At 31.8% G+C, this 25,328-nt stretch carries 18 protein-coding genes and 1 pseudogene; 5 read left to right on the top strand and 14 right to left on the bottom strand.

Features of this window, described 5'->3' with window-relative positions; all coding sequences use genetic code 11:
- The first annotated feature begins 103 nt into the window (after positions 1 to 103).
- Positions 104 to 292, top strand: coding sequence for a 2-hydroxymuconate tautomerase (locus KA873_RS05570; protein WP_107384581.1), 189 nt, complete (start codon positions 104 to 106; stop codon positions 290 to 292).
- 609 nt (positions 293 to 901) lie between these two features.
- Here the strand turns inward: KA873_RS05570 and KA873_RS05565 are convergent.
- The gene (locus KA873_RS05565; protein ID WP_107384580.1) at positions 902 to 1,879 is read right to left on the bottom strand and encodes an LCP family protein; all 978 of its coding nucleotides are present in this window, start codon (positions 1,877 to 1,879) and stop codon (positions 902 to 904) included.
- A gap of 140 nt (positions 1,880 to 2,019) precedes the next feature.
- Here KA873_RS05565 and msrA point away from each other — a divergent pair, with 140 nt between their 5' ends.
- Positions 2,020 to 2,520: a peptide-methionine (S)-S-oxide reductase MsrA gene (gene msrA / locus KA873_RS05560; RefSeq protein WP_107505054.1), complete on the top strand. Its 501-nt coding sequence runs from the start codon at positions 2,020 to 2,022 to the stop codon at positions 2,518 to 2,520.
- A 64-nt stretch (positions 2,521 to 2,584) separates the two neighbouring features.
- Here the strand turns inward: msrA and KA873_RS05555 are convergent, their stop codons facing one another.
- The 7 genes from KA873_RS05555 to mprF all read right to left on the bottom strand — a co-directional run bounded on the left by KA873_RS05555 (position 2,585) and on the right by mprF (position 11,265).
- Positions 2,585 to 3,496 carry a D-ribose ABC transporter substrate-binding protein gene (locus tag KA873_RS05555; protein WP_107505055.1) on the bottom strand — a complete coding sequence of 304 codons (912 nt, stop codon included), beginning with the start codon at positions 3,494 to 3,496 and terminating at the stop codon, positions 2,585 to 2,587.
- A 15-nt stretch (positions 3,497 to 3,511) separates the two neighbouring features.
- Positions 3,512 to 4,459 carry an ABC transporter permease subunit gene (locus tag KA873_RS05550; RefSeq protein ID WP_107386069.1) on the bottom strand — a complete coding sequence of 316 codons (948 nt, stop codon included), beginning with the start codon at positions 4,457 to 4,459 and terminating at the stop codon, positions 3,512 to 3,514.
- Positions 4,446 to 5,936, bottom strand: coding sequence for a sugar ABC transporter ATP-binding protein (locus KA873_RS05545; protein ID WP_107386068.1), 1,491 nt, complete (start codon positions 5,934 to 5,936; stop codon positions 4,446 to 4,448). Before KA873_RS05545 ends, KA873_RS05550 begins: the two co-directional genes overlap by 14 nt.
- Positions 5,937 to 5,948: 12 nt before the next feature.
- Positions 5,949 to 6,338 (bottom strand): D-ribose pyranase, encoded by a 390-nt coding sequence (rbsD, locus tag KA873_RS05540; protein WP_107384575.1) that lies wholly within the window; start codon positions 6,336 to 6,338, stop codon positions 5,949 to 5,951.
- A gap of 49 nt (positions 6,339 to 6,387) precedes the next feature.
- Positions 6,388 to 7,368 carry a LacI family DNA-binding transcriptional regulator gene (locus KA873_RS05535; RefSeq protein ID WP_233422665.1) on the bottom strand — a complete coding sequence of 327 codons (981 nt, stop codon included), beginning with the start codon at positions 7,366 to 7,368 and terminating at the stop codon, positions 6,388 to 6,390.
- A 371-nt stretch (positions 7,369 to 7,739) separates the two neighbouring features.
- Positions 7,740 to 8,306, bottom strand: a complete 567-nt coding sequence (locus KA873_RS05530) for a hypothetical protein (protein WP_107505432.1) — start codon at positions 8,304 to 8,306, stop codon at positions 7,740 to 7,742.
- Positions 8,307 to 8,742: 436 nt separating this feature from the next.
- Positions 8,743 to 11,265, bottom strand: a complete 2,523-nt coding sequence (gene mprF / locus KA873_RS05525) for a bifunctional lysylphosphatidylglycerol flippase/synthetase MprF (RefSeq protein WP_119517637.1) — start codon at positions 11,263 to 11,265, stop codon at positions 8,743 to 8,745.
- 773 nt (positions 11,266 to 12,038) lie between these two features.
- Here mprF and KA873_RS05520 point away from each other — a divergent pair.
- Positions 12,039 to 12,221: pseudogene (locus KA873_RS05520) on the top strand (IS5/IS1182 family transposase); the annotation flags it as partial.
- Between the two features lies 1 nt (position 12,222).
- On the opposite strand, the gene KA873_RS05515 reads toward KA873_RS05520, so the two are convergent.
- The 4 genes from KA873_RS05515 to parE form a co-directional block, all read right to left on the bottom strand.
- On the bottom strand, positions 12,223 to 13,449 hold the full coding sequence (locus KA873_RS05515; RefSeq protein WP_107384981.1) for an AI-2E family transporter: 1,227 nt from the start codon (positions 13,447 to 13,449) through the stop codon (positions 12,223 to 12,225).
- 371 nt (positions 13,450 to 13,820) lie between these two features.
- The gene (alsT, locus tag KA873_RS05510) at positions 13,821 to 15,266 is read right to left on the bottom strand and encodes a glutamine transporter AlsT (RefSeq protein ID WP_107504947.1); all 1,446 of its coding nucleotides are present in this window, start codon (positions 15,264 to 15,266) and stop codon (positions 13,821 to 13,823) included.
- Between the two features lie 251 nt (positions 15,267 to 15,517).
- A complete protein-coding gene (parC, locus tag KA873_RS05505) occupies positions 15,518 to 17,920 on the bottom strand; it encodes a DNA topoisomerase IV subunit A (protein ID WP_210138587.1) in 2,403 nt (800 codons plus the stop codon).
- A complete protein-coding gene (parE, locus tag KA873_RS05500) occupies positions 17,917 to 19,911 on the bottom strand; it encodes a DNA topoisomerase IV subunit B (protein ID WP_182467393.1) in 1,995 nt (664 codons plus the stop codon). The genes parC and parE overlap by 4 nt, the downstream gene beginning before the upstream one ends.
- Positions 19,912 to 20,114: 203 nt before the next feature.
- Here parE and plsY point away from each other — a divergent pair, with 203 nt between their 5' ends.
- A complete protein-coding gene (gene plsY / locus KA873_RS05495) occupies positions 20,115 to 20,723 on the top strand; it encodes a glycerol-3-phosphate 1-O-acyltransferase PlsY (RefSeq protein WP_107504949.1) in 609 nt (202 codons plus the stop codon).
- Positions 20,724 to 21,368: 645 nt separating this feature from the next.
- Positions 21,369 to 21,665, top strand: a complete 297-nt coding sequence (locus KA873_RS05490; RefSeq protein WP_019467977.1) for a HesB/YadR/YfhF family protein — start codon at positions 21,369 to 21,371, stop codon at positions 21,663 to 21,665.
- 200 nt (positions 21,666 to 21,865) lie between these two features.
- Here KA873_RS05490 and menI read toward each other — a convergent pair whose 3' ends face one another.
- Together menI and acnA are read right to left on the bottom strand one after the other, a co-directional pair.
- Positions 21,866 to 22,327: a 1,4-dihydroxy-2-naphthoyl-CoA hydrolase MenI gene (gene menI, locus KA873_RS05485; RefSeq protein WP_107504945.1), complete on the bottom strand. Its 462-nt coding sequence runs from the start codon at positions 22,325 to 22,327 to the stop codon at positions 21,866 to 21,868.
- Positions 22,328 to 22,524: 197 nt separating this feature from the next.
- The gene (acnA, locus tag KA873_RS05480) at positions 22,525 to 25,227 is read right to left on the bottom strand and encodes an aconitate hydratase AcnA (protein ID WP_107386646.1); all 2,703 of its coding nucleotides are present in this window, start codon (positions 25,225 to 25,227) and stop codon (positions 22,525 to 22,527) included.
- Positions 25,228 to 25,328: the final 101 nt, after the last annotated feature.

The following is a 25,328-nucleotide window of genomic DNA, read 5'->3' as shown; positions in this document are numbered from 1 at the left end:
TCTATTTCAATATAAAAGAGAACAAATGTTCTTATTTATATTTTTTATAATTTTGTGAATTTTCATGCTATAATATATAAAAATAGCTTTAGGAGGAATTTAAATGCCAATAGTAAATGTAAAACTATTAGAAGGTCGTTCTGATGAACAACTAAAAAATTTAGTCACAGAAGTTACTAATGCAGTAGAGAAAACAACAGGTGCTAACAAAGACGCTATACAAGTTGTAATAGAAGAAATGAAAGCTTCTCATTATGGTGTCGCTGGAATTAGAAAATCAGATCAACAATAAATTACATATCAAAAAACTAGAACATAAGCATCAATTTCTATTCTAAACATATTAGGGATTGATGTTTTTTACTTTTCAAAAGTTTATTCATTTATCAATGATATGACCAAAAAAACGAATGATACGTATAGGTATATAAAATTATTTTCAACAACATCACTTATAGAGATTTTGCATCGTGCGGACGCCCGGGAAAATGATATGAGCGAGAAACTACAGGCTCGAGGCATATCCCCAGGCAAGCATGCACAGTCAAAATCGTAAGATTTTAAATATGAATAGGACCAATCCATCATGTGTTTTCATATTAAGTTATATCTTTTGGTTAATTAAAAATATGACTTTCTATTAGTTGTATAAGTTAAATAATACGAAACTTTTTTCTATTGTATTAAAACACATCACTTATAGCGATTTTGCATCGTGCGGACGCCCGGGGAAATGATATGAGCGAGAGACTACAGGCTCGAGCCATATCCCCAGGCAAGCATGCACGGTCAAAATCGCAAGTTTTCAAATAAAAAAAAGGCTAATCCTTTTGAAAACGGATTAGCCTTTTTAAGTATGAGATTTATATTTCATTCACGTTTAAATGAATGCTTTTAATCATCATTCATTTAAAAATTTCTGTACTTCTTCTTTATTTTTGGCTTTATCGATTTCTAGTGCGCTGCCATCCATTGGTGACTGAATATCTTGATAAGTGTTTGATACAGGTAAAGTGATAGACTCTACTTTTTTATCACCACGTATTCCAAAATTCAAACCAGTTTGGATGAGCGCAGAATCTGGCATATTCGTATTTAAATAACCTCTTAAAATACCTGCAACTCTAGGTAATTTAGGTAGCGTGTCTAAACTAGCCAATTCTTGTTTAAGTGATTGCATGACTTGTTGCTGACGTCTTACACGCCCGAAATCGCCTTCTTCATCATGTCTGAATCTAGCATAACCTAATAATTCTTTACCATTTAATCGATGATGACCTTTTTTAAGCGATACACCTATATTTTTAGACATATCTTTTTCAACATCAATCGGTACACCGTTAGGTTCCAATTCATCAATCATTTTTTCAAAACCGGTAAAATCAAGTATTGCATAATACTCAGGGTCTATACCTAAATTTTTCTTTAATGTTTGTCGTAATAATTCAGGTCCACCGATAGAATAAGCTGAATTAATTTTATGTTGCCCATTGCCTGGTATATCTGCATAAATATCTCGCATTACAGACATCATCTTCATCTTTTTATGAATATAATCATATTGTGCAATCATAATCGAGTCGGTTCTAGAAATACCACCTTGCTCTTTATCTGCACCTAAGACCATAATCGTAATTTTTCCATCATTTTTTTTAGCACCATTAAATTTATGTTGCTTGAGCGTTTTGCCATGATCTTTTGCGTATTCAATACCTGATTTATAACCATGAACAGAATAACCAACAATAATGGCTAAAATAATTACAATGATTAAAATTACAATCGGAAATTTTTTTAATTTCTTCTTTTTTGTCCTACGCATCGTCGGTTGTTCTTCTGTGTTTGCACTTTCTTTACTACTGTGTTTGTGTTCATTCATATGTAATCAACCTTATATCTTCAAAATTGCACTGCTATGTACTATAATTAACATATATTAAAGTTATATAAAAACTGAATAAAAATCAAGTGATATCTTAATATATGGTACTAAGGTCTAATATGGAAAGGATGTTAAACATGAATATAAACAAGGCATACTTCGCTGGAGGTTGCTTTTGGTGTATGGTCAAGCCTTTCGACACATTTGAAGGTATTGAGAAAGTGACTTCTGGTTACATGGGAGGTCATACAGATAATCCGTCGTATGAAGAAGTTAAAACGGGTGACACCGGGCATTACGAAACAGTTGAAATAGAGTATGATGTCGCTCTATTTTCCTACAATAAATTATTAGAAATATTCTTTTCTGTAATAGATCCAACTGATGAAGGTGGACAATTCCAAGATAGAGGGTCACAATATAAAACAGCAATTTTTTATACAAATGAAGACCAAAAAGCGGTAGCTGAAGATTATGTAGAACAATTAAAACAAAGTATAGATAAAGAAAAAGCTATTGCTACAAAAATATTACCCGCTTCTACATTTTATGAAGCTGAAGCAGAACATCAAAATTTTTATAAGAAAAACCCTGAACGATATGCTCAAGAACAGCAAGAACGTCAAAAATATAAGTAAGCACATAAAAAAACCGGTGCCTTTTGCATCCGGTTTTTATTTATTACTCAAACTTCAAAATAACTTATTGTCGTTTCATTTCTAAAGGTATTTTATTCTTTTTCTCAACCTTTTTACCATTATATAAATTCATTATTGTTTTAATACTTTCTTCTCCCATCAAATTAGGTTGTTGCGCAACTGTAGCAAACAACTTACCCTTTTCAACAGATTTTATCGCATCTTCATTACCATCAAAACCAACGACTTTAATATCCTTATTTCCTATCGCTTCTACTGCCCCTAAAGCCATTTCATCATTTTGAGCAAAAATAGCTTTGATATCAGGATGAGCTTGAATAATATTTTGTGTTACATTTAAACCTTCTGTTCTATTAAACTTAGCGCTTTGTTTGGAAACTACATCAAGTGATTTATCTGCGACGTTATGGAAACCTTTACCACGTTCACGTGTAGCACTGGCACCAGGAACGCCCTCAAGTTCCGCTACTTTCGCATCTTCACCTAATTCATCGACAATGAGTTCGCCACCCATTTCACCGCCTTTGATATTATCGGAAGCAATAAATGATGCAACATCCCCTTTAGCTACATCTCGGTCTAATGTAATAACTGGTATTGCCTCATCATTCGCGATTTGGATACTACCTGATATCGCATCAGAATCTGTTGGATTTACAATCAAGTAATCCACTTTTTGTTGTATTAAATCATCAATATCATTAGCTTGTTTCGCTGCATCATCTTGGGCATCTGCAAACTTAACTTTGACACCTTGTTTCCTTGCCTCTTTCTCAATGCCATCTTTAATTTTCACAAAGAAAGGGTTATTTAAGGTAGAAATACTCACACCAATAACAACATCAGATTTTTTCTTATCTACTTTACCATTATCATTTTTTTCTATAGGTGATTCTAGAGAACAACCTGTTAAAAATAATAAAATAGCTATTGTAGTTATAAAAAGTTTTTTCAATATCAACACCTCCAATTATTTATTTTTTCTATCTATCAGTACTGCAATGATAATAACGACACCTTTTACCACTTGTTGGTAAAATGAAGATACACCTAGTAAATTCAAACCATTGTTCAAAACACCAATAATTAACACACCAATTAATGTTCCAACAATACGACCTTTACCACCAGTTAAAGAAGTTCCTCCTAGTACAACTGCTGCAATGGCATCCAATTCATAGGACATCCCTGCTGTTGGTTGTGCTGAATTTAAACGTGAAGTTAAAATTGATCCTGCCATAGCTGACATTAAGCCGGCTAAACTATAAATCATTATTTTGATTTTATTAACTTTAATTCCTGAAATAAATGCTGCTTTTTCATTACCACCCATAGCATAAGTCTGTCTACCAAATACGGTTTTATGTAGCACAATATATAATATGATAAATGTAATAAACATTGTGACAGCTGGTACTGGAATACCTAAAAAATAGCCCCTACCAAATAATTGAAATGCATAACTACCATTTAAATTTGTAATGGGATTTCCATCTGTAATGACAAGCGTTAGTCCCCTAAATACAGTCATTGTAGCTAGTGTTGCAATGAAAGGTGCCATTTTACCTATCGTGATGAGTAAGCCGTTCACAGCTCCCAAAATCGCACCAAATATACAACCCATGAATAAAGCTACAATAGAATCCATACCTGAAACCATTAAAATCGCTACAAAAGCACTAGATAACGCTAACGTTGAACCTACTGATAAATCAATGCCTCCAGTCAATATTACGAAAGTCATGCCAAATGCAATCAAACCATTAATAGAAACTTGTCTTAATAAATTAAATAAGTTAGAAGGTTCTAAAAAAGCACTATTTAATATACTAATAATAACAACTAATAGTATTAACCCAATAAAAGGTATAATTTTTTCCAAATACGAATAAGAAAATGATAATTTAGACTGTTTCATTTAATTTTCCTCCTGTAGCTAAAGTCATAATACGTTCTTCTGTGATAGCTGAACCCTCTAATGTTCCTGCAATGGATCCTTCATGTACAACCGCAACTCTATCACTCATACCTATAATCTCTGGTAGTTCTGATGAAATCATAATAATAGACATACCTCGGTCAGTTAATTCATGCATCAATTGGTATATCTCACGTTTAGCACCTACATCAATGCCTCGGGTTGGTTCATCTAGTATTAACACGTGTGGTGCAGTCGCAATCCATTTAGCTAAAACTACTTTCTGTTGATTACCACCTGATAAATTGCCACAAGTATCTCCTATTTTGCCTTTAATATTTAAACGCTGAACCATTTGTTCTGAATATTGTTCCATAGCATGTTGTGTTAAAAAACCAGACCTTGAAAAACTTTTCAAAGCAGGTAATGTAATGTTTTCTAAAATTGAATCCTGTAAAACTAAACCTTCTTCTTTTCTATTTTCAGTGATAAAAGCCAGACCTTGTGAAATGGATTGGTTAGGATTTTGAATTTGTAATTGCTTATTGTTAAGTTTCACCGATTTATTCCCTTTATCTAAGCCAAAAAGTACTCTCATAATTTCTGAACGACCGGCACCCATCAAACCACTAAAACCAAGTATTTCACCTTTATGTAAATCAAAATGAATATGTTTTAAATGATGTTCAGCCGAATCCAAATTTTCAACAGAAAGCACAACATCACCTTGATGATATTGTCTAACAGGGTATTGATTATCTAAATCTCTACCAATCATAGATTTTACTATCTCAGCATGCGTCGTATTTTGAGTTTCTTTAGTTAATATCGAACGACCATCCCTCATTACTGTAATACGATCTGAGATTGCAAAAATTTCTTCCATTCTATGCGATATATATATAAAAGAAACGCCTTCTTTTTTTAAATTTTTGATTTGTTCAAACAACGTATTTATTTCGTTATTTGTCAGAGCTGCAGTAGGCTCATCCATGATAATGATTTTCGATTTTTCCATTAATGCTTTACTGATTTCGAGCATCTGTTGCATGCCGACTGATAAAGTACCTGCCATGCGGTTTAAATCGATATCAATATTTAATTTTTTGAAAATAGCCAAAGCACGTTGTTTCATTTTTTTATTATCAACAATGCCAAAAACTTTTGTTTCTTCTTTTCCTAAAAATAAATTTTCAAGCACTGTAAGATTTGGCCAAATATTTAATTCTTGCTGTATAAATGACACACCGTTTTGTTCAGCATCCATCGTATTTTTAAAATGAATAGGTTGACCGTTTTCTAAAACATTACCGCTATCAGCGTTATATACACCTGTTAATATTTTCATGAGCGTGCTCTTACCTGCACCATTTTCACCCATTAACGCATGTATTTCTGCATCATTGATTTCAAAATCAACACCTCTTAAGACATCATTTTGACCAAATGATTTATGAATTTGATTCATCGTTATCATATTTTTCACCCCTTAAAATAAAACACCGCTTGATAAAATTGCATTAGCGTAAGGTGTCGCTTCACCTGTTCTTATAATTGCTTTAACATCCTTACTATACATTTTTAATTTTTCATGGGATTCCGTGACCATATCAATATTTTCAGCTAATAATTTCACATATAACTCACTATTTTGTTTTATCATTTCATTTGCAATGGTAAGCTGTTCAATTTTCATATGTGCTTTAACTAAATTAAATACTTCTTCAAATGAAGGGTGTCCAAAAGTTAATGCTAAATCTATTTTTTTAACACCATCTGGTACTGGTAATCCACAATCAGCAATGATAATTGTATCTGTATGCCCTAAATCACTTAATACCTTAGAAATTTCACTGTTCAAAATACCTGTTTTATACATTTAATTCCCCTTTCGTTAAATCATATTTTATGTAACCCGTTACATATCATTACTCAAATCTAATACTGCCTCTGCGTTTAGTTGATAACTTTAGCGTATTATCTTGTTGATTCACTACACAGTTTTTATTTAATTTCAATAAAATTGATACCGCTTGTTGTCCTAAAAAATACGCAGACTGATCAATAGTTGCAATTTGAGGAAACGTCATTGCAGAAAAAGGTATATTGTCATAACCCACAATTTGAATATCTTCAGGAACTTTCAATTGAAATTGCTGAATAAGTCCCATTGTTTCAATTGCAAGTACATCATTGCTACATATAATGCTATCAATATGTAAATCTTTAACTAATGAAATAAATGCACTTTTATTTTTTAAAGTCTCGGCTGAACAATCGTAATAACTTACATCATAATTGTTCAATTCTTGTTTAATGCCATCTATTCTCAATTTAAATGCCTCAATATTCAAATCTAAATGAAGAATCAAAATATTTTTTGGCTTACCTTCTAACACAAGCCGAGCTTGTAATTGTCCACCTTCAAAATGATTCATAGAAATACCATTACCTTCATCTTTAACACGATCTACAAATACATAATGAATACCTTGTGATACTAATAACTTTTCGATTTGATCATCAGCAAATGCTGTAGAAATCACGCCTACACAATTATAAGCATTGAAAGTAGATAGATAATCTTTAGCCTTATCAACATCGTTGTCACTATTGCCAATTAAAACTTGAAAACCATGCGCAAGCGCTATATCTTCAACACCTCTCGCTATCAATGTAAAAAAAGGATTACTGATATCTGGTAATAATAAACCAATCATTTTTGACTTGCGTTTATATAATGTACGTGCTGCTTCATTAGGTTGATAGTTAAGCTCATGAATCGCACGTTCAATTTGTGTTTTTGTTTGAGCTTTTACATATCCATTATTATTGATAACTCTAGATACCGTTGCTACAGAACAACCCGCTAATTTAGCTACCTCTTTTATTGTTACTATAAAAATCACCTCTATTTTGTAACCGTTTTCATATTATCATAATAATTTATATTTTGGTAGTTTATTTGAAATTTTAATTTTTATATTACTTTATATCCCATGTTTTTATTAATTTATTTATATAGCACAAAAGCATTAGTTTATACTAATCGGACCAAAAATATAAATATCTTACCATTTTATAAACTATTGCGCTATTAGTTATATTAAATAAAGACGTACTCGAACCTTCATTACTTTTATTAAGTGATAGTTTCATCATTTTCTTGAAAACCGCAATTCTTTCACCTCATATAAATTTAAATAAAAAAGACTCATCCTGTTAATTCGGATAAGTCCTTAAAGTTGACAATAAACATTATGTCCACGCTCATTAATATCTATTCTATAGTAGATATTTGATCTATATTTTCTATTGCCGTCACTTTTTCATTTGAATCAAAATATACTTTAACAGAAAAATGATTAGATGGATTATCATCATATATTATCGTGCGATTATGACTATTAAATGTTCTTTGACCATGTACTTGAGCAAACGATGCAACAGTAACATTATCAGGAACAACAAAAATTCGTTGAACTTTATCATTTTTAAACAAAACTGCGATGTTACCATATTTATGTGCTTTCACATTAGCAATTTGTATTATATTTTCACTATCACCAAAATATGTTTCAACTTTACGCTTGTGCATACCTTTTGAAATATGCATATAATGATTTCTTACATCACTATTCATGAAATTTTCACTGAATTGTTGCGATAATACATTAATCTTAGGTATTTTATACTTTGGATTTTTTTCCTTTTTAAACTTTTCATTTTGAGCAGATTGGTTCGAACCTTTGTAATTTGTGTGTATGGTATCATATAACGACTTAATTGATAACGTTAACGCAACTAAAAGCATTATTAATACCAAACAAACGATAACTTTTTTCATTTTTTCACCCCATTGCGCACACTGCAAGCATTAATATTTACATGTTACTACATAATCTTAAAATATTGAATGTATTTTAATAATATAACAAATGATAATAATTCAAATTGCAAATATTAACTTTAATCTGATGTAAAAATACATTTAAGTTTCAAAATGAAATTAACTATATAAAATGTCAATTTTTATTCACATGAGATGATATTATAGTATTGAAAGCGTTTTCTATTGATGATATATTATATTTACACCTTGAACAAAGGGGTAACTAGAAATTCATAAATATAGTTAGAGTCAAAATGATATTTAGAAAGTATATAGTTAGTTTATTAAAAAGTAGTTAATAACTTCTCCGGCATTGACTACAAAAACCATTAAAAGCTATAACTCCAAAAAACAACCAACAATCATTAACGGGATTGTTGGTTGTTTTTTATTATTTTTTTCTAATTACGCGCATGACTTTTGTCATACTTATCCATAATGAATTCCCTTTACGATATACTAAAAATCTTGGTTGCCAGTTGGGATTGAACTTTTCTTTATAACGTCTTAAACCTTGAAATCTATATAGGCCATTGAAATGCTCAAATATTCTACCAGCAAGTCTTTCTCTGTAAAATGAAAACGGTACTTTACCTACATTAGACAGTGTGGCCATGCCCATATTAAAGTATTGATAATGATTTGCTTTAGCCCATAATAGCATATGCAGATATAAACTATCCATCAGTGGTAAGGAAGCATCTGATTTCCAACGAATTAAATCAATAGATAATGTCGAATTGTCATTCACAGGCATAAATGTACAAAAACCAATAATAACTTTTTCTTTATCTCTAATGACTCCAATCGGCGCCTGTGATATATAATGTTCACTAAAATTCCCTACTGAAAATTGCATTTCTGCAGAGCCTGATAACCAATCATCACTTATTTGTTTCAATTCATCAAATATGTTTTGTGAAAAAGGCGGTTCTAACATCTCAAAATTACAACCCAAATCTTCTAGTTTGTTCAAGGTAGCACGCAAACCGCGTTTCTTTTTTCCTGAAGTAGTGAAAGTTGATAAATCAATAATGGCTTCTTCACCTAATTTAAAAAATTGATTTCCAAAATCATGGTAAATTGACATATATTTGTCAGTTACTTGATAGAAAATAATATCGTAACCTAAATAGTGTGCTTCATTATAAAATGTTTCAAGCAACTCATGGAACGATGCACTATTTCCGATAGGATCACCCAAAACAATATATGCATTTCGTTTATAACGATACATCACAAATGCATCTTGCTGTTCATTAAAGAAAAACTTCTTATCACCACTATAAATTAGATGACTTAAATAATTCCCGCCAAATTTTTGAATGATTGTTTCACATTGCTCTAGATTGTGATCACTGCCTGCAGATTTAAATCTTGCTTCAAACCACCACACAATAACACTTACTATAATAACTACTGTAATAATTGTGAACCAAAAATAATATCTTAAAAGAGAGGTATCTACTTCTAAATGATAAATGTCTAAAGTATAAAATGTATTCTTTATAAACACATGGTTAATGAACAACACAAGTGCGCCTATGATTACGCTAGACAATAGTTTCGTATATCTAAATGGACGCTTTATGACGCGTGCGCTTCTATAAAATAAAACAAGCATTACGAACATAGTTATTAACCAACTCAAAAGAATCAAAGAAGGATAGGTATAAACTGTGACGCTAAATATAATGATGACTGAACAGATAGCGAACAAAAGTGCTCTCTTAGATAAATGATATACACCAATCACATTTAACAATAATAATAAACATGCACAAGTATGGATAGACGCTATAATATAATAAAACGCATGATTGTTACTATATAGCCCATCATAAATAATTGTAATGTTATTAAAGAAAAATAAAACACTCGTAAATAAAAGTAATAATGCAATGGAAAACGCTGGAATTCTTGTTAAAATATCTTTTTGATAAGATGCTAGAAGTGATGACATATCTTTGACAGGTATCATAATTTTAGAGTCATCCCAATAACGTTTTGCAGTATTTCTGAATTCAAATGTTGAGAGAATAAGTGCAATTAAAACAGGAAATAGGTAATAAGCTAACCTGTAGAGTAATAAAGCTAAAACAATTTTCTCTTCTGGAATGTTTAAACTTTTCAATCCTAGTAATAGTACCAAATCAAATGTGCCAAATCCACCGGGAATGAAACTCATTAACCCAGATAAAGCGCCAATGATAAATATCCCCATGAATACAGGAAAATGCACATGTATACCAACAATTAATAGTGCCATGTACAACACTAAAGCAGCAATCATCCATTCAATACTAGAAACAATGGTGCAATATATCCCAGTCAGTTTACTGTTTTTATTGACTGGTTTCCAAATTGTAAAGAAAATAAAGATCGGCAAAAATAATGCTACAATATACATTAACCATCTAACCCAAGGGAATGGACTAAATACATGCCTAACATCAAATACATGAAATACTACTAAAATAGAAAGCATACTCAAACCAGTCAACATAGAGATTAAAACAATAGAAATAGTGTGTAGTAATCCTTTTTTATCTTCCGTAGTATCTTTATATAATAAAAATCTTACGCTCGCTCCTATAAATCCTCCAAAACCCAATACTGCATTCAAAGCATTTACAATATATCCTATACGTACGGTTTTAACTAAAGAAATTTTTAAATGTAATACCTTAGCTAAAATTACATCATACATTGATAAAATCAATATGGCTAGGCCGCCACTCATAAACAACACAACCAACCATACACTATTAATATCTTTTATAGAATGAATCGTTTCTTTTAAATTTATATTCGCTAATTCTTTATATAACGTAAAAGCAACAAATATAAATAACGAAAGTGCAAATATAACTTTCATTATTGTTAATATTTTATTTCCTAACTTCTTTGACATGTGTTCACATCACTTTTCTATATTCATATAATATTTAAAATATAGCACAATTCTTATTTTTAATAAATAATTCTTATACACGTTATATATTACAATATTGTTAGACTCTGTATACTTCGTTTAAAAGTTTACACATGTAATCATCTTACAAACAAAATAAAAATGAGCAGAACGGGAAGCTAATTCACTTAAAATGAATATTTCATCCCATCTTGTCAATCATAAAAGAGACTGGAACATAAATCCCCATTCTCAAAATAAGAGGGCCAATCCTTAATATAGATTGGTCCTCTTTATATTTAAAATACTACGATTTTGATCGTGCATGCTTGCCTGGGGATATGGCTCGAGCCTGTAGTCTCTCGCCCATATCATTTCCCCGGGCGTCCGCACGTTACAAAATCGCTATAAGTGATGTGTTTTAAAACAATGGAAAAACTTTCGTATTTATTATTTAAAGAAGTAACTGTTTTATAATATTAAAAAACATGATTTAACATATACAACTGCTAGAAATTTATAATTTTAATTTCACCAAATGATATAACTTAATATGATTACACATGATGGATGAGTCCATTTTATATAAAAATCTTACGATTTTGATTATGCATGCTTGCCTGGGATATGGCTCGAACCTGTAGTCTCTCGCTCATATCATTTCCCGGGCGTCCGCACGTTACAAAATCGCTATAAGTGATATGTCACGACATGTGAATGAAATCGTTGAAACAACCCCTAAAAATGTATTCGGTTAAGAAAGTAAACACGTCAAAAGAGAACTTGGATTTGTATTGATGGCACTTAATATTAGAAAAGTAATAGCTCAATAAGCTAGCAATAATCAAAACAATAATGAAAAAGACAATTTCTATATTATTTCAATAGAAATTGCCTTTTTTCACTTGACCAAGAACCTTATGTCTCAGCCTTTTAATACATTGTTTAAATTTTAAATCAACGAATTTCTTCATCAGAAGTAATTTCATATTCCCCTGCATCATCACCATAATATTTATTATAACGACGTTTGTACATGGTAAATAAATGCGAAACTAATACTTTCAATATCGCATAAGCAGGAATACCTAAAATAACACCGACAACACCTAATAAATTACCTGCACTTAGTAAGATGAATATAATTGTCAGTGGATGAATTTTCAATGTTTTACCCATGATATTCGGAGAAATGAAATGCCCTTCAATAAATTGAACAGCTGTCCAAACAACCACTAACTTCAGCAACATAATCGGTGAAGTAATTAAAGCAATTATAATTGCTGGTGAAATCGCAATCGTCGGACCAATATATGGAACAACACTTGTGACTGCAGCGATTGAAGCTAAAATTAAACTGTAGTCTAAACCAATGATACTATACCCAATAAATAATAATATACCAATACAGAACGATACGATAATTTGTCCTTGGATATAAGAACCAACTTGTAGACTCATTTTATCTAATAAATCATGAAAATCTTTTCTAAATTTAGGCGGCATTAAGTTTGTTGAAAATTCTTTGAAGCGGTGCCCATCTTTTAACATAAAGAATAAAACAAATGGTGTTGTAGCAATTACAACGCCAACATTTACTAAAGCTTCAGCAAAATTTTTAACTTTAGAACCAAAACCATTAAAATAATCAGACACCATTGAAGGTAATTTTTTCGCCAATGAATCTAATTGATCTTGAATTTGTCCATAAAAATTAGAAATTAAAGAGTATTTCGTTACACTATCTATAAATTTATTAACCTTATCTACATAATATGGGAAGTTATTTCCAAAACTTTTAAACTGAGCACCAATCACAGGTATTAATAAATTAATAGCTAACGCAATCACACCAATAATGACTAAGAATAATATAATCACACCCCAAAGTCTTGATATATTATATCGTTCCATCAAATTAACTAATGGGTTAAATAAATAATATAATATAATCGATACAATGATCGGTGCTACAATTGTATTAAAAACAATTATAAATGGTTTAAAAATATAAGAAACTTGATCAAATATAAAAATAGCACAGCCAATAAATATCAATATAAGCAAAGCAAAAACTAAATCTTTGCCTCCTAAAAACTTCATAAAACGCGTTTCGGGGAAACTTAATTTTAACTTACTTTTCTTAGATTCCGTTTCTTGCTTTAAATTATCTTCATTTGACATAACATCACCAAACCTTATTTTTCAAAATATATTGATCTTTTAGCGCATAATAAAAAAATTATGCACTTTTGTGACACAATACATAACGTTTAATATTTAAAATAACTAATGTTAATCATAACACAATGACCATTTCCCAAACATATATTTTGTCATATTTTATTAAAAATTAACTAAACACCCATAATTCATAATAACTACTACAAATAAAAAATGTATTGGACTAAAATATTACAGTGTATATTAAAAAGCAGTAATATAAAATCAAATGTTTAACATAACTTTATATTACTGCCTATATATAAATTAATATTAAAGAAAATATGATAATGAAGAAACATTTAAATCTTTGCACTAATATTTAAACAAGATTATTTTTTCTTCATTCCCCAACTCTCAATACCGAACAAGTTGATTTCTAACTCTTCAGGTTTAAATACAGGCTTTTTGCCGGCTTTACGTTGACGTTGGTAATCATTCATAACTGCGAAAGCAATGTTAGATAAACCAATAATAGCTACTAAGTTGACAATCGCCATTAGACCCATGAATACATCTGCCGTACTCCATACCGTTTCAGTTTTCACAACTGCGCCAACGAAGACAAGTACAACAACTAAACATCTGAAAATAAATAATACAGTTTTATTTTCCCATAAAAATTCCATATTCGATTGACCATAATAATAATTACCGATAACGGAAGAAAATGCAAATAAAGTAATCGCAATCGTTAAGAAAATACCACCTGCACTACCTAAATGTTCATTCAATGCAGATTGTGTAACTGCAACGCCTTGTGCTGCATTCTCTCCAAATTCCAATCCAGTATATAATAAAATCATTATCGCCGTTGCCGTACATACTAACATCGTATCAAAGAATACGCCTAATGATTGGATCAAACCTTGTTTAACTGGGTGTGGCGCAGCAGCTGTAGCAGCAGCATTTGGCGCAGAACCCATACCAGCTTCGTTTGAGAACAAACCACGTTTAATACCTTGAAGAACAGCTGCACCAACAGCGCCTCCAGTTGCTTGTTCAAATCCAAAAGCATTTTTAACTATAGTTGCAATCATTGGTATGATTTGATCATAGTTGAATATTAATATTACAGCAACTAAACCTATATAAATAATTGCCATCACAGGCACAATTATAGAAGATAACGTTGCAATACTTCTTACGCCTCCAAATATAATAATAGCAGTAACAATAGCTAAGATTATACCAGTAACAATAGGGCTTACATTATATTGCGTTTTTAATGATTCAGCTATTGTGTTTGATTGTACTGTATTAAAAACAAATGCAAATGTCACTGTAATTAATACCGCAAAAACAACACCTAACCATTTTTGGTTGAGTCCTTTACTTATGTAATAAGCTGGTCCACCACGATAACCACCTTCTTCATCAGGCACCTTATACACTTGCGCAAGCGTTGCTTCAATAAATGCACTGGCTGCTCCGATAAAAGCAATAATCCACATCCAAAATACTGCACCAGGGCCTCCTAATACAATTGCTGTCGCAACACCGGCAATATTACCAGTACCAACACGAGAACCTGCACTAATTGCAAATGCTTGGAATGGTGAAATACCTTTTTTTCCATTTTCTAATGTTTCAGGTTTTTCTCCAATTGCTCGAAACATTTCCGGTATCCATCTTAATTGTACGAACTTAGATCCAATGGTAAAAAATATACCTGCTGTAATTAAAAGTCCAATTAAGTATTGTGACCAGATTAAATCATTCCCGACTTGAACAAATGCTTTGAACCAATCCGGAATCAAACTATCAAAATTGCTCAATTTAATCCCTCTCATCTATACAAATTAATTTTCATAGTAAAATCAAGAGATTTATAGTTTCATTCATGTTTATAAACAAAATCCAATGCTTATGTAGACATGAAAATAAATGAATCGGTAAAGTACTTATCATCAAGCATTGCACAGTACCTTTTCACATTACTATAAATCTCTTGCTTCATTTTTGTTACACCTAATAGGTATTTTATCATTATATTGTTGTATTTACTAACAAAATTTTAAAACTTGTGTTATTTAACGATCATATTAACAACTTCACCAAATTCTTTAACATCTACTACAAAGCTACCATTGGTATATTGTTCCGATAAATGAATATCTTTAATATTGCCGCTTTCTTCATGTTGTTTTGAATATACTGTATAAGTTGTATGATCCGGCTGAACAACGTTAGCTGCTACGATGCGATGCGGTGTTTTTTTAAGCTCTTTTAATAATGTGATACCGCGTTGTGCACGTTTAGCTTTTTGTAAAATATTAAATCTTATGCGTTTTAATGAACCACGTTGAGTCGCCATCAAGATCGTGTTATTTTCATTAACGATTTGTGTTAACACAACATAGTCCTCACTTTTAAGGTTAATCGATTTAACACCAGCGGCTCTTAGTCCAGTATCTGATAACTCTTCACTACTGTAAGTTAATGACATCCCTTTGTGTGTTAAAACAGTAATCGTTTGTGGTTCATCTAATCTCATTACATTAATCACTTCATCATTATCTTTTAGTTTCATAGAGACAAGTGGTTTATTGTATCTTGATGTTTTAAACATAGAGACATTACTTTTCTTAATCATGCCATTTCGCGTAGCTAAAATATAAAATACATCTGGTTTAAAATCACTTTCACAATAAACATCTATAACATGCTCACCTTCATCAATAGGCACAATCTGTGATACATGTTGTCCTAAATCTTTCCACTTAATCTCTGAAAGTTTATGAACTGGTATATAAAGATGTCTGCCTTTATTTGTGAATACTAATGCTGTATCTAATGTATTTACTTCTTGATATTTGAGCATTGTATCCCCATCTTTTACACCTAGCTCTTCTACACCACTGGCATTAAAGCTACGTAACGATGTTCGTTTTATGTAACCATGTTTCGTAATACTCATAATTACATTTTCGCTTGGCACCATGACCTCTTTGTCAATTTTGATTTCACTGATTTCAGCTTCTATAGTAGATAAACGTTGTTGCTTATATTTATTTTTTATTTCGCCCAATTCTTCTTTGATAACATTCAACAAAGCATCATGGTTATCTAAAATATTTTTTAAATGTGCAATTTTAGCTTTTAATTCATCATGTTCTTCTTGTAATTGTACTATATCTGTATTTGTCAGACGATATAGTTGCAACGTAACAATAGCTTCAGCTTGTGCTTCTGTAAAATCAAACTCAGAAACCAAATTATCTTTAGCGTCTTTTTTATTTTTTGAATTTCGAATGAGTTTAATAACTTCATCTAAAATTGACAAAGCTTTCATTAGACCTTCTACAATATGCATTCTACTTTCTGCATTATCTAATTCAAAACGTGTACGCTTAGTAACTACATCAATCTGATGATTGAGATAACTGTCTATAAATTGACGAATACCCATAAGAAGTGGACGACCGTCACTGATTGCTACCATATTAAAATTATATGCAACTTGTAAGTCTGTGTTTTTATATAAAAAATTAGCAACCGCTTCGCTATTGACATCTTTCTTTAATTCAATGGCAATTCGTAGCCCTGTACGGTCCGTTTCGTCACGTACTTCTACAATACCATCTACTTTTTTATCTGCTCGCAGTTCATCCATCTTTTTAACAAGTGAACTTTTGTTAACTTCATAAGGTAATTCAGTAACGATGAGTTCTTTTCTACCATTTCTCAATTCTTCGACATCGACTTTAGAGCGAACAACAATTTTACCTTTTCCAGTTTCATAAGCTTTCTTAATACCATCAATCCCTTGAATAATACCACCTGTAGGAAAATCGGGACCTTTGATATACTTCATCAACTGACTTACAGTGATGTTGGGATTATCTATATACTTCAATGTTGCTTGAATAACTTCAGCGAGATTATGCGGAGGTATATCCGTGGCATAACCTGAAGATATACCTGTACTTCCATTGATTAACAAATGTGGGAGTCTAGCAGGTAATACCATTGGTTCCATTGTCGTATCATCGTAGTTAGGCATAAATGGTACAGTTTCTTTATTAATATCTCTTAATAACTCTTCTGAAATTCTGCTTAATTTCGCTTCAGTATAACGCATAGCAGCTGCTGGGTCGTTATCAATACTACCATTATTACCTTGCATTTCTATCAGAACATGTCGCAGTTTCCAATCTTGACTCAAACGAACCATCGCATCATATACAGATAAATCACCATGAGGGTGATATTGTCCGATAACATCACCGACAGTTTTTGCACTTTTACGGAAATTTTTATCAAATGTATTACCACTAGAATACATAGCGTATAAAATACGTCTTTGAACAGGTTTAAGCCCATCACGAACATCTGGTAATGCACGCTCTTGAATGATGTATTTACTATATCTACCAAATCGGTCGCCAATAACATCTTCCAGCGACAAATCTTGAATTATTTCACTCAATTCATTTCCTCCTCATCAGAATAATCCTGCTCTAGTATTTGAATTTCATTGTTATCCAGAATGCTTTGATCTTCTTGAAGACCAAATTCAACATGTTTTTCAATCCATTCACGTCTAGGAGCTACTTTGTCTCCCATTAAAGTTGTTACGCGTTTCGATGAACGTAATTCATCATCGACTTGTACTCGAATCAGCGTTCTTGTATCTGGATTCATTGTTGTTTCCCATAATTGATCAGCGTTCATTTCCCCTAAACCTTTATAACGCTGTAAACTAAATCCTTTACCTAATTTCTTTTGTAGTTTTTCTAATTCTTCATCTGTCCATGCATATTCTATTTTCTTAGAAGCACCCTTACCTTTTTCCAGTTTGTACAATGGAGGTAATGCTATAAATACTCTACCTGCTTCTACTAAAGGTTTCATATATTTAAAGAAGAATGTTAATAAAAGCACTTGAATATGTGCGCCATCCGTATCCGCATCTGTCATTATAATTACACGATTGTAATTGCTATCTTCTAATTTAAATTCATTACCTACACCAGCACCTATTGTGTGGATAATCGTATTAATCTCTTCGTTTTTAAAAATATCTTCTAAGCGTGCTTTTTCAGTGTTTATAACTTTACCTCTTAAAGGTAAAATTGCTTGATATTTCCGGTCACGCCCCAATTTTGCAGAACCACCAGCTGAATCACCCTCAACTAAATACAATTCTTTTTTTTCTGTATTCTTACTTTGCGCAGGTGTTAACTTTCCGGATAATAATGTATCTTTTCGTTTGTTTTTCTTACCTGATCGCGCATCTTCTCTTGCTTTACGTGCTGCTTCTCTTGCTTGTTGGGCTTTTAATGCTTTTTTAACGAGGGTTTTTGACAATTGTCCTTTTTCTTCTAAATAATAAGGTAATTTTTCAGATACAACTGAATCTACTGCACTTCTGGCTTCAGGTGTACCTAATTTAGACTTAGTTTGCCCTTCGAATTGTAATAATTCCTCAGGTATACGAATTGAAATAATCGCAGTCAAACCTTCTCTTATATCATTACCATCTAGGTTCTTATCTTTTTCTTTCAATTCATTAATACGTCTAGCATAATCATTAAACACTCTCGTCATTGCTGTTTTAAAGCCAACTTCATGAGTGCCGCCATCTTTAGTACGCACATTATTGACAAAACTCAAGATGCTTTCCGAATATTGATCATTATACTGAAATGCAACCTCTACTTCTATATCATTAGCAGTGCCAGCAAAGTTTGCTACATCGTGTAACACTTCTTTACCTTCATTTACATAACTCACAAATTCTTTTATACCATCTTCATAGTGGAAAACATCTTCTCTTTCTTTGCCAGCTCTCAAATCTTTAAGTGTAATTCTAAGATTTTTAAGCAAAAATGCTGATTCTTGTAAACGTTCGCTCAACACATCATAGTTAAAAGATGTTGCTGATTTGAAAATTTCAGCATCTGGTTTAAAGGTAACTTTAGTACCTGTTTTTCTAGTTTTACCTTGCTTTTCTAATCCAGTAGCTGGTACACCACCGTGACTAAATAGCTGTTTATAGATAGCACCATCTCTGTATATTTCTACTTCTAACCATTCACTTAATGCATTTACAACTGATGCACCTACACCGTGTAGGCCACCTGAAGTTTTATATCCGCCTTGTCCAAATTTACCGCCTGCATGAAGTACTGTAAATATTACTTGAACAGTAGGTTTACCCGATGTATGAATTCCGGTTGGCATCCCACGTCCATCATCTTCTATAGTAATACTTTCGTCCTTATTTATTGTCACTAATATTTCATTACCAAAACCGTTTAATACTTCATCGACGGAATTATCGACAACTTCATACACTAAATGATGTAATCCTCTTTTATCGGTAGAACCAATATACATACCAGGTCTTTTTCTTACGGCTTCTAACCCTTCCAAAACCTGAATGGAATCATCCGAATATTTATTTTGTTTGTTCATTGCCAATCGTTTCGCCCTCCTACAAACGTACGTTCGTTTTTAAAACTATACATTAGTTATTCTTATATAAATCTTGATAAATTGCAAGTATCAAATTAATATTTAAACCGTGTTTTACCACAGTTATAAATTTTTATTCGTCTAACCGAGGTCATATATGGTAAAATAATTTTAATGTCATTAAAGGATGTGGATTATGTATGGTGATGATAATTATCATGTTAATTTTAAGTTATCTCATTGGTGCTTTCCCAAGTGGCTATGTAATAGGTAAATTATTTTTCAAAAAAGATATTAGACAATTTGGTAGTGGGAATACAGGAGCAACAAACAGTTTTAGAGTATTAGGAAAACCTGCAGGATTCCTTGTTACATTTTTAGATATATTTAAAGGGTTTATTGTTGTGTTCTTACCACTATGGTTACCAGTGCATGCAGACGGTGCTATTAGTACATTTTTCACAAATGGACTCATCGTAGGCTCATTCGCTATTCTGGGTCATGTTTATCCAGTTTACCTTGGATTTAAAGGTGGAAAAGCGGTTGCCACAAGTGCTGGTGTTATACTCGGAATCAATCCTATATTATTACTCATTTTAGCAGCGATTTTCTTCGGCATACTTTATTTAACAAAGTATGTATCACTATCGAGTATCATAGCATCAATCTGTTGTGTAATCGGTGCACTATTAATTCGAGATTATATCTTACTAGTCGTGAGTATCGGTGTAGGCGTTCTATTAATATTTAGACATCGAACTAATATTGTTAGAATATTTAAAGGCGAAGAACCAAAAATTAAATGGATGTAACTATTACAAAAGTCATTAGCAATCAATAACAAAAATAGCAAACCTACTCAGACTGGGACAATCTAATGCCTCAGCTACTGATAAGTAAAAACGAATGTCTGGCTAATAGAAAATGATGGAACATAAACCTATTCATTAGTCAGTTTTCCTTATAGTGAAGCAGAAATCTTTAAAATAGACTTCTGCTTCACTATTTTTTATTCATTAAATTAAAGATTTATAGCTCAGACTATCATTATACTATTAATTTTTACTTATTATAATCCAAGTTAAGCGTATGAATTGAATCTTGTCTCAAAACCAGCATTTTAAAACATTATTCATAAAACATAACTTAACATTTGTGGAATAAATGCACTTCTCTTAATTCTACATTCATAAGCAATAACATCTATCGTTCATTTACTATTATTTTAATTATAATCCTTATATTCATTATGCCACACTAATCTACAACGTGGTTAAATATCTTCGTTTTCACTCTGAAACATGATTGAACAATTTGAATTCAAAGAAAATTATACTTAAATATGATATACTACTTTTATTATTACTCAAAATTGGGTAATAAATATAGTACTAATTTAAAAATTAGTAACCAATGGTCACAAGCTATAACTTGTGAAATGAGAGGGGACTTTTATTATGGATATAAAACTTTCAGATAACGCTGTATCTTGGTTTAAAGATGAACTTGATTTACCTGAAGATAACAAAGTCTTACAATTTTTCGTTCGCTATGGTGGAGAATTCCAATTAAAACAAGGATTTAGCCCTGCATTTAGTGTTGATCAAAAAGATGATGTAGAAATTGGTTACGAAAACCATTTCGATGGCTTAGATGTAGTGATTGCCGAAAAAGACTTATGGTATTTTGAAGACCATGATTTATTCATAGACGTCAATGATAGTGTCGATGAAATTGCTTATTCTGCTAAATAATAATAGAACTCAAAACACATAACACAATATATAATTCATATAAAAATATATACTTAAAAAGAGCCTGGTTTCATTCCAGGCTCTTTTTATCAATCATCTTTATCATTCTTTTGTACACTTGAAAAACACATGGCAAATGAATTAATGTATATAAATACAAATACCATACATTGAATTATGCATTTATACATCTAACTAAATTAAAGCATGCCATTTTCTACTTCAAATGTTTCTCCAGCTTGATTTCTTTTATCTACTTCTGCATACATAGCATGCCATTCTGGAAAATATCTATCTAATCTAATAGGCTTAAAGTTATCCTTCCTAATACAAGTCAAAACAGTTGAACCTGTAGTAGCTAATTCGCCAACCTCGTTGTACACTTCATAACAATAAATTGATCTTAAACGTGTATATTTTTCAACCCATGTCTTAATTTTAACAGTTTCAGGATATTGTATCGTTTTTATATATTTAATATCTAAATCTGTAACAGGAGAAATAATACCAGATTCTTCCATTGCTTTATAGCTAAAACCTAATTTTGATATATAATCTGTGCGTGCAACCTCAAACCATGTTGGATAATTACCGTGATAAATAACACCCATTTGATCTGTTTCTGCATAACGTGAAGGAATTTCTGTAATACTATAAATCATTATAAACGTCCTCTTTTCAATTGTTCGAATTACTTATATATAAATATTAACATAAAAATGAAAGCAAGGCAGAAAACACATTTTAAAATCATTTCCACAGACTTAACTAGAAAAAGTTAAATGTTTAGCGTTCACAAATAAAATAAGGCTGAGACACAAAAGATTGTCTCAGCCTTATTTTTGTTCAGAATAAACAATTAATTTGCTAGTTTATTTCTTAATACTAATTGTAAAATGCCGCCATGACGATAGTAATCAATTTCTACATGTGAATCGAAACGTGCAACTGCTTCGAAGTCAACAACTTCTCCATTTTCTTTTTTAGCAGTTACTTTCACTAAATCATGTGGTTTTACATTTTCATCGATGTCAACAGAAATAGTTTCTGTACCATCTAAACCTAGGCTATCTGCAGATTCACCATCTTTGAATTGTAAAGGTAGCACACCCATCATAACTAAGTTAGAACGGTGGATACGTTCATAACTTTGAGCGATTACAGTTTTAACACCTAGTAAATTTGTACCTTTAGCAGCCCAGTCACGGGAAGAACCCATTCCGTAGTCATTTCCGGCTAATACTACTAAACCAGTACCATCTTCTTTATATTTCATTGCCGCATCATATATAGGCATTTGTTCACCAGTAGGCCAGTAAGTAGTGAAACCACCTTCTGTACCTGGTGCTAATTGGTTTTTAATACGAATATTAGCAAAAGTACCACGAACCATTACCTCATGGTTACCACGACGAGAACCATAAGAGTTAAATTGACGAATAGGTACGTCATGATCTAGTAAATATTTACCTGCTGGCGTATCTTTACCGATAGCACCCGCTGGAGAAATATGATCAGTCGTAACTGAATCTCCAAATTTACCCATAATACGTAAATTATTTAATGATTTAATATCATTTGGTTCTTTAGATAAATTTTGGAAGAATGATGGATTTTGAATATAAGTTGATTCTGGATCGAAATCATACAACGGTTGATCTGTTACATCGATTTCATTCCACATTTCATTGTTGTTATAAACAGTTTCATATTCTTCTTTAAACAATTCAGGTGTAACGACACTATCTACAGTATCTGCTACTTCTTTAATTGTTGGCCAAATATCTTTTAGATAGATATCTTCACCATTTTTTCCTTTACCTAATGGCTCATTTTGTAAATCAATATCAACTGTACCTGCAAGTGCATATGCAACTACTAATTGAGGTGATGCTAAATAGTTAGCTTTTACTAATGGATGAATACGTCCTTCAAAGTTACGGTTACCTGATAAAACAGATGTTACAAGTAAATCTTCTTCAGCAATCGCTTTTTCGATTTCTTCTAATAATGGGCCTGAGTTACCGATACATGTTGTACAACCGTACCCTACTAAATTAAATCCTAAGTCATCTAAATATTCTTGTAATCCAGAATCTCTTAAATAACCTGTAACAACTTTAGAACCCGGAGCTAATGAAGTTTTAACATATTCAGGTACTTTTAAGCCTTTTTCAACTGCATTTCTAGCTACCAAGCCAGCACCCAACATAACATATGGATTTGACGTATTCGTACATGATGTAATTGCTGCAATCGCAAGGTCACCTGTAGTCATTTGTGTTTTAGATCCATCTTTAAATTCAATTGTTGCTGTTTTATCAAATTCACTTTCATCAAAACCATGACCTTGGTTACCAGCAGGTGCAGTAACAGATTTTTCAAATTCTTCTTTCATATCACTTAAGAAGATTAAATCTTGAGGTCGTTTAGGACCTGAAAGTGAAGCTTCAACTGTAGCTAAATCTAATTCAACCACATCTGTATAATCTGGTTCATCTTTATCAGCAGTAAAGAACATATTGTTTTCTTCTAAATATTTTTCAACTAATTCAATTTGTTCTTCTGAACGACCAGTTAAACGTAAATATTTTAAAGATTCTTTATCTACAGGGAAGAAACCACAAGTTGCACCATATTCAGGCGCCATATTTGCGATTGTAGCTCTATCTGCTAATGGTAGATGTTCTACACCTGGGCCAAAGAACTCAACAAATTTACCAACAACGCCTTTTTTACGTAATTCTTGAGTTACACGTAAGGCTAAATCCGTTGCAGTAGCACCTTGAGGTAGCGCATTAGATAATCTTACACCAATTACTTCAGGAATTGGGAAATAAGAAGGTTGACCAAGCATACCAGCTTCGGCTTCAATACCACCTACACCCCAACCTAATACACCTAGACCATTAATCATAGTTGTATGTGAGTCAGTTCCTACTAATGTATCTGGAAAAGCAACTGTTTCTCCGTCTACTTCACGTGCGTGAACAACGTTTGCTAAGTACTCTAGGTTAACTTGGTGTACAATACCAGTTGCTGGTGGAACAGCACTATAGTTAGCAAATGCTTTAGTAGCCCAATTTAAGAATTGATAACGTTCGTAGTTTCTTTCAAATTCTAATTTCATATTTCTTTCTAGCGCATCTGGATTCGCATAGCTATCTACTTGAACTGAGTGATCAATAACTAAATCCACTGGCACTTCTGGATTAATTTTATTTAAATCTCCCCCAACATCATTCATAGCTTTACGTAATGACGCTAAGTCAACAACTGCAGGTACACCAGTGAAATCTTGTAAAATTACACGAGATGGTTTGAAAGGCACCTCACCTACTGTACCTTTATTGAATTCAGACAATGCTTTAATGTGATCTTCAGAAATAACAAATCCATCTTCTTGTCTCAATTCAGATTCTAATAAAACTCTTATCGAATATGGTAATTTGGATATTTTAGTTAAACCTTGTTCTTCTAAAGTTTTTAAATCATAGTATGTGTATGATTTCCCATTTAGCTCGAATGACTTTTTCGCTTGCTCTTTTAAATTAGAAGCCATATAAATCCCCCTTGAAATTTTTAGTAATTATATGCCGTTAATTAAATTGTATAATTATATGTAACTTAAAACAACTACCTACCATTATAAACATCTATAAT

The sequence above is a fragment of the Staphylococcus sp. GDY8P45P genome, assembly GCF_017892745.1.
In the GTDB taxonomy this organism is placed as follows: Bacteria; Bacillota; Bacilli; order Staphylococcales; family Staphylococcaceae; genus Staphylococcus; species Staphylococcus cohnii.
Note: the sequence above shows the minus strand (reverse complement) of the source record. Positions and strands in the feature narration are given on the sequence as shown.

Coding starts and splice junctions, on each gene's coding strand:
- KA873_RS05570 (WP_107384581.1), top strand. CDS start 104: ATGCCAATAGTAAATGTAAAACTATTAGAAGGTCGTTCTGATGAACAA.
- KA873_RS05565 (WP_107384580.1), bottom strand. CDS start 1,879: ATGAATGAACACAAACACAGTAGTAAAGAAAGTGCAAACACAGAAGAA.
- msrA (WP_107505054.1), top strand. CDS start 2,020: ATGAATATAAACAAGGCATACTTCGCTGGAGGTTGCTTTTGGTGTATG.
- KA873_RS05550 (WP_107386069.1), bottom strand. CDS start 4,459: ATGAAACAGTCTAAATTATCATTTTCTTATTCGTATTTGGAAAAAATT.
- KA873_RS05545 (WP_107386068.1), bottom strand. CDS start 5,936: ATGATAACGATGAATCAAATTCATAAATCATTTGGTCAAAATGATGTC.
- rbsD (WP_107384575.1), bottom strand. CDS start 6,338: ATGTATAAAACAGGTATTTTGAACAGTGAAATTTCTAAGGTATTAAGT.
- KA873_RS05530 (WP_107505432.1), bottom strand. CDS start 8,306: ATGAAAAAAGTTATCGTTTGTTTGGTATTAATAATGCTTTTAGTTGCG.
- mprF (WP_119517637.1), bottom strand. CDS start 11,265: ATGTCAAAGAAGTTAGGAAATAAAATATTAACAATAATGAAAGTTATA.
- KA873_RS05515 (WP_107384981.1), bottom strand. CDS start 13,449: ATGTCAAATGAAGATAATTTAAAGCAAGAAACGGAATCTAAGAAAAGT.
- parE (WP_182467393.1), bottom strand. CDS start 19,911: ATGAACAAACAAAATAAATATTCGGATGATTCCATTCAGGTTTTGGAA.
- KA873_RS05490 (WP_019467977.1), top strand. CDS start 21,369: ATGGATATAAAACTTTCAGATAACGCTGTATCTTGGTTTAAAGATGAA.
- menI (WP_107504945.1), bottom strand. CDS start 22,327: ATGATTTATAGTATTACAGAAATTCCTTCACGTTATGCAGAAACAGAT.
- acnA (WP_107386646.1), bottom strand. CDS start 25,227: ATGGCTTCTAATTTAAAAGAGCAAGCGAAAAAGTCATTCGAGCTAAAT.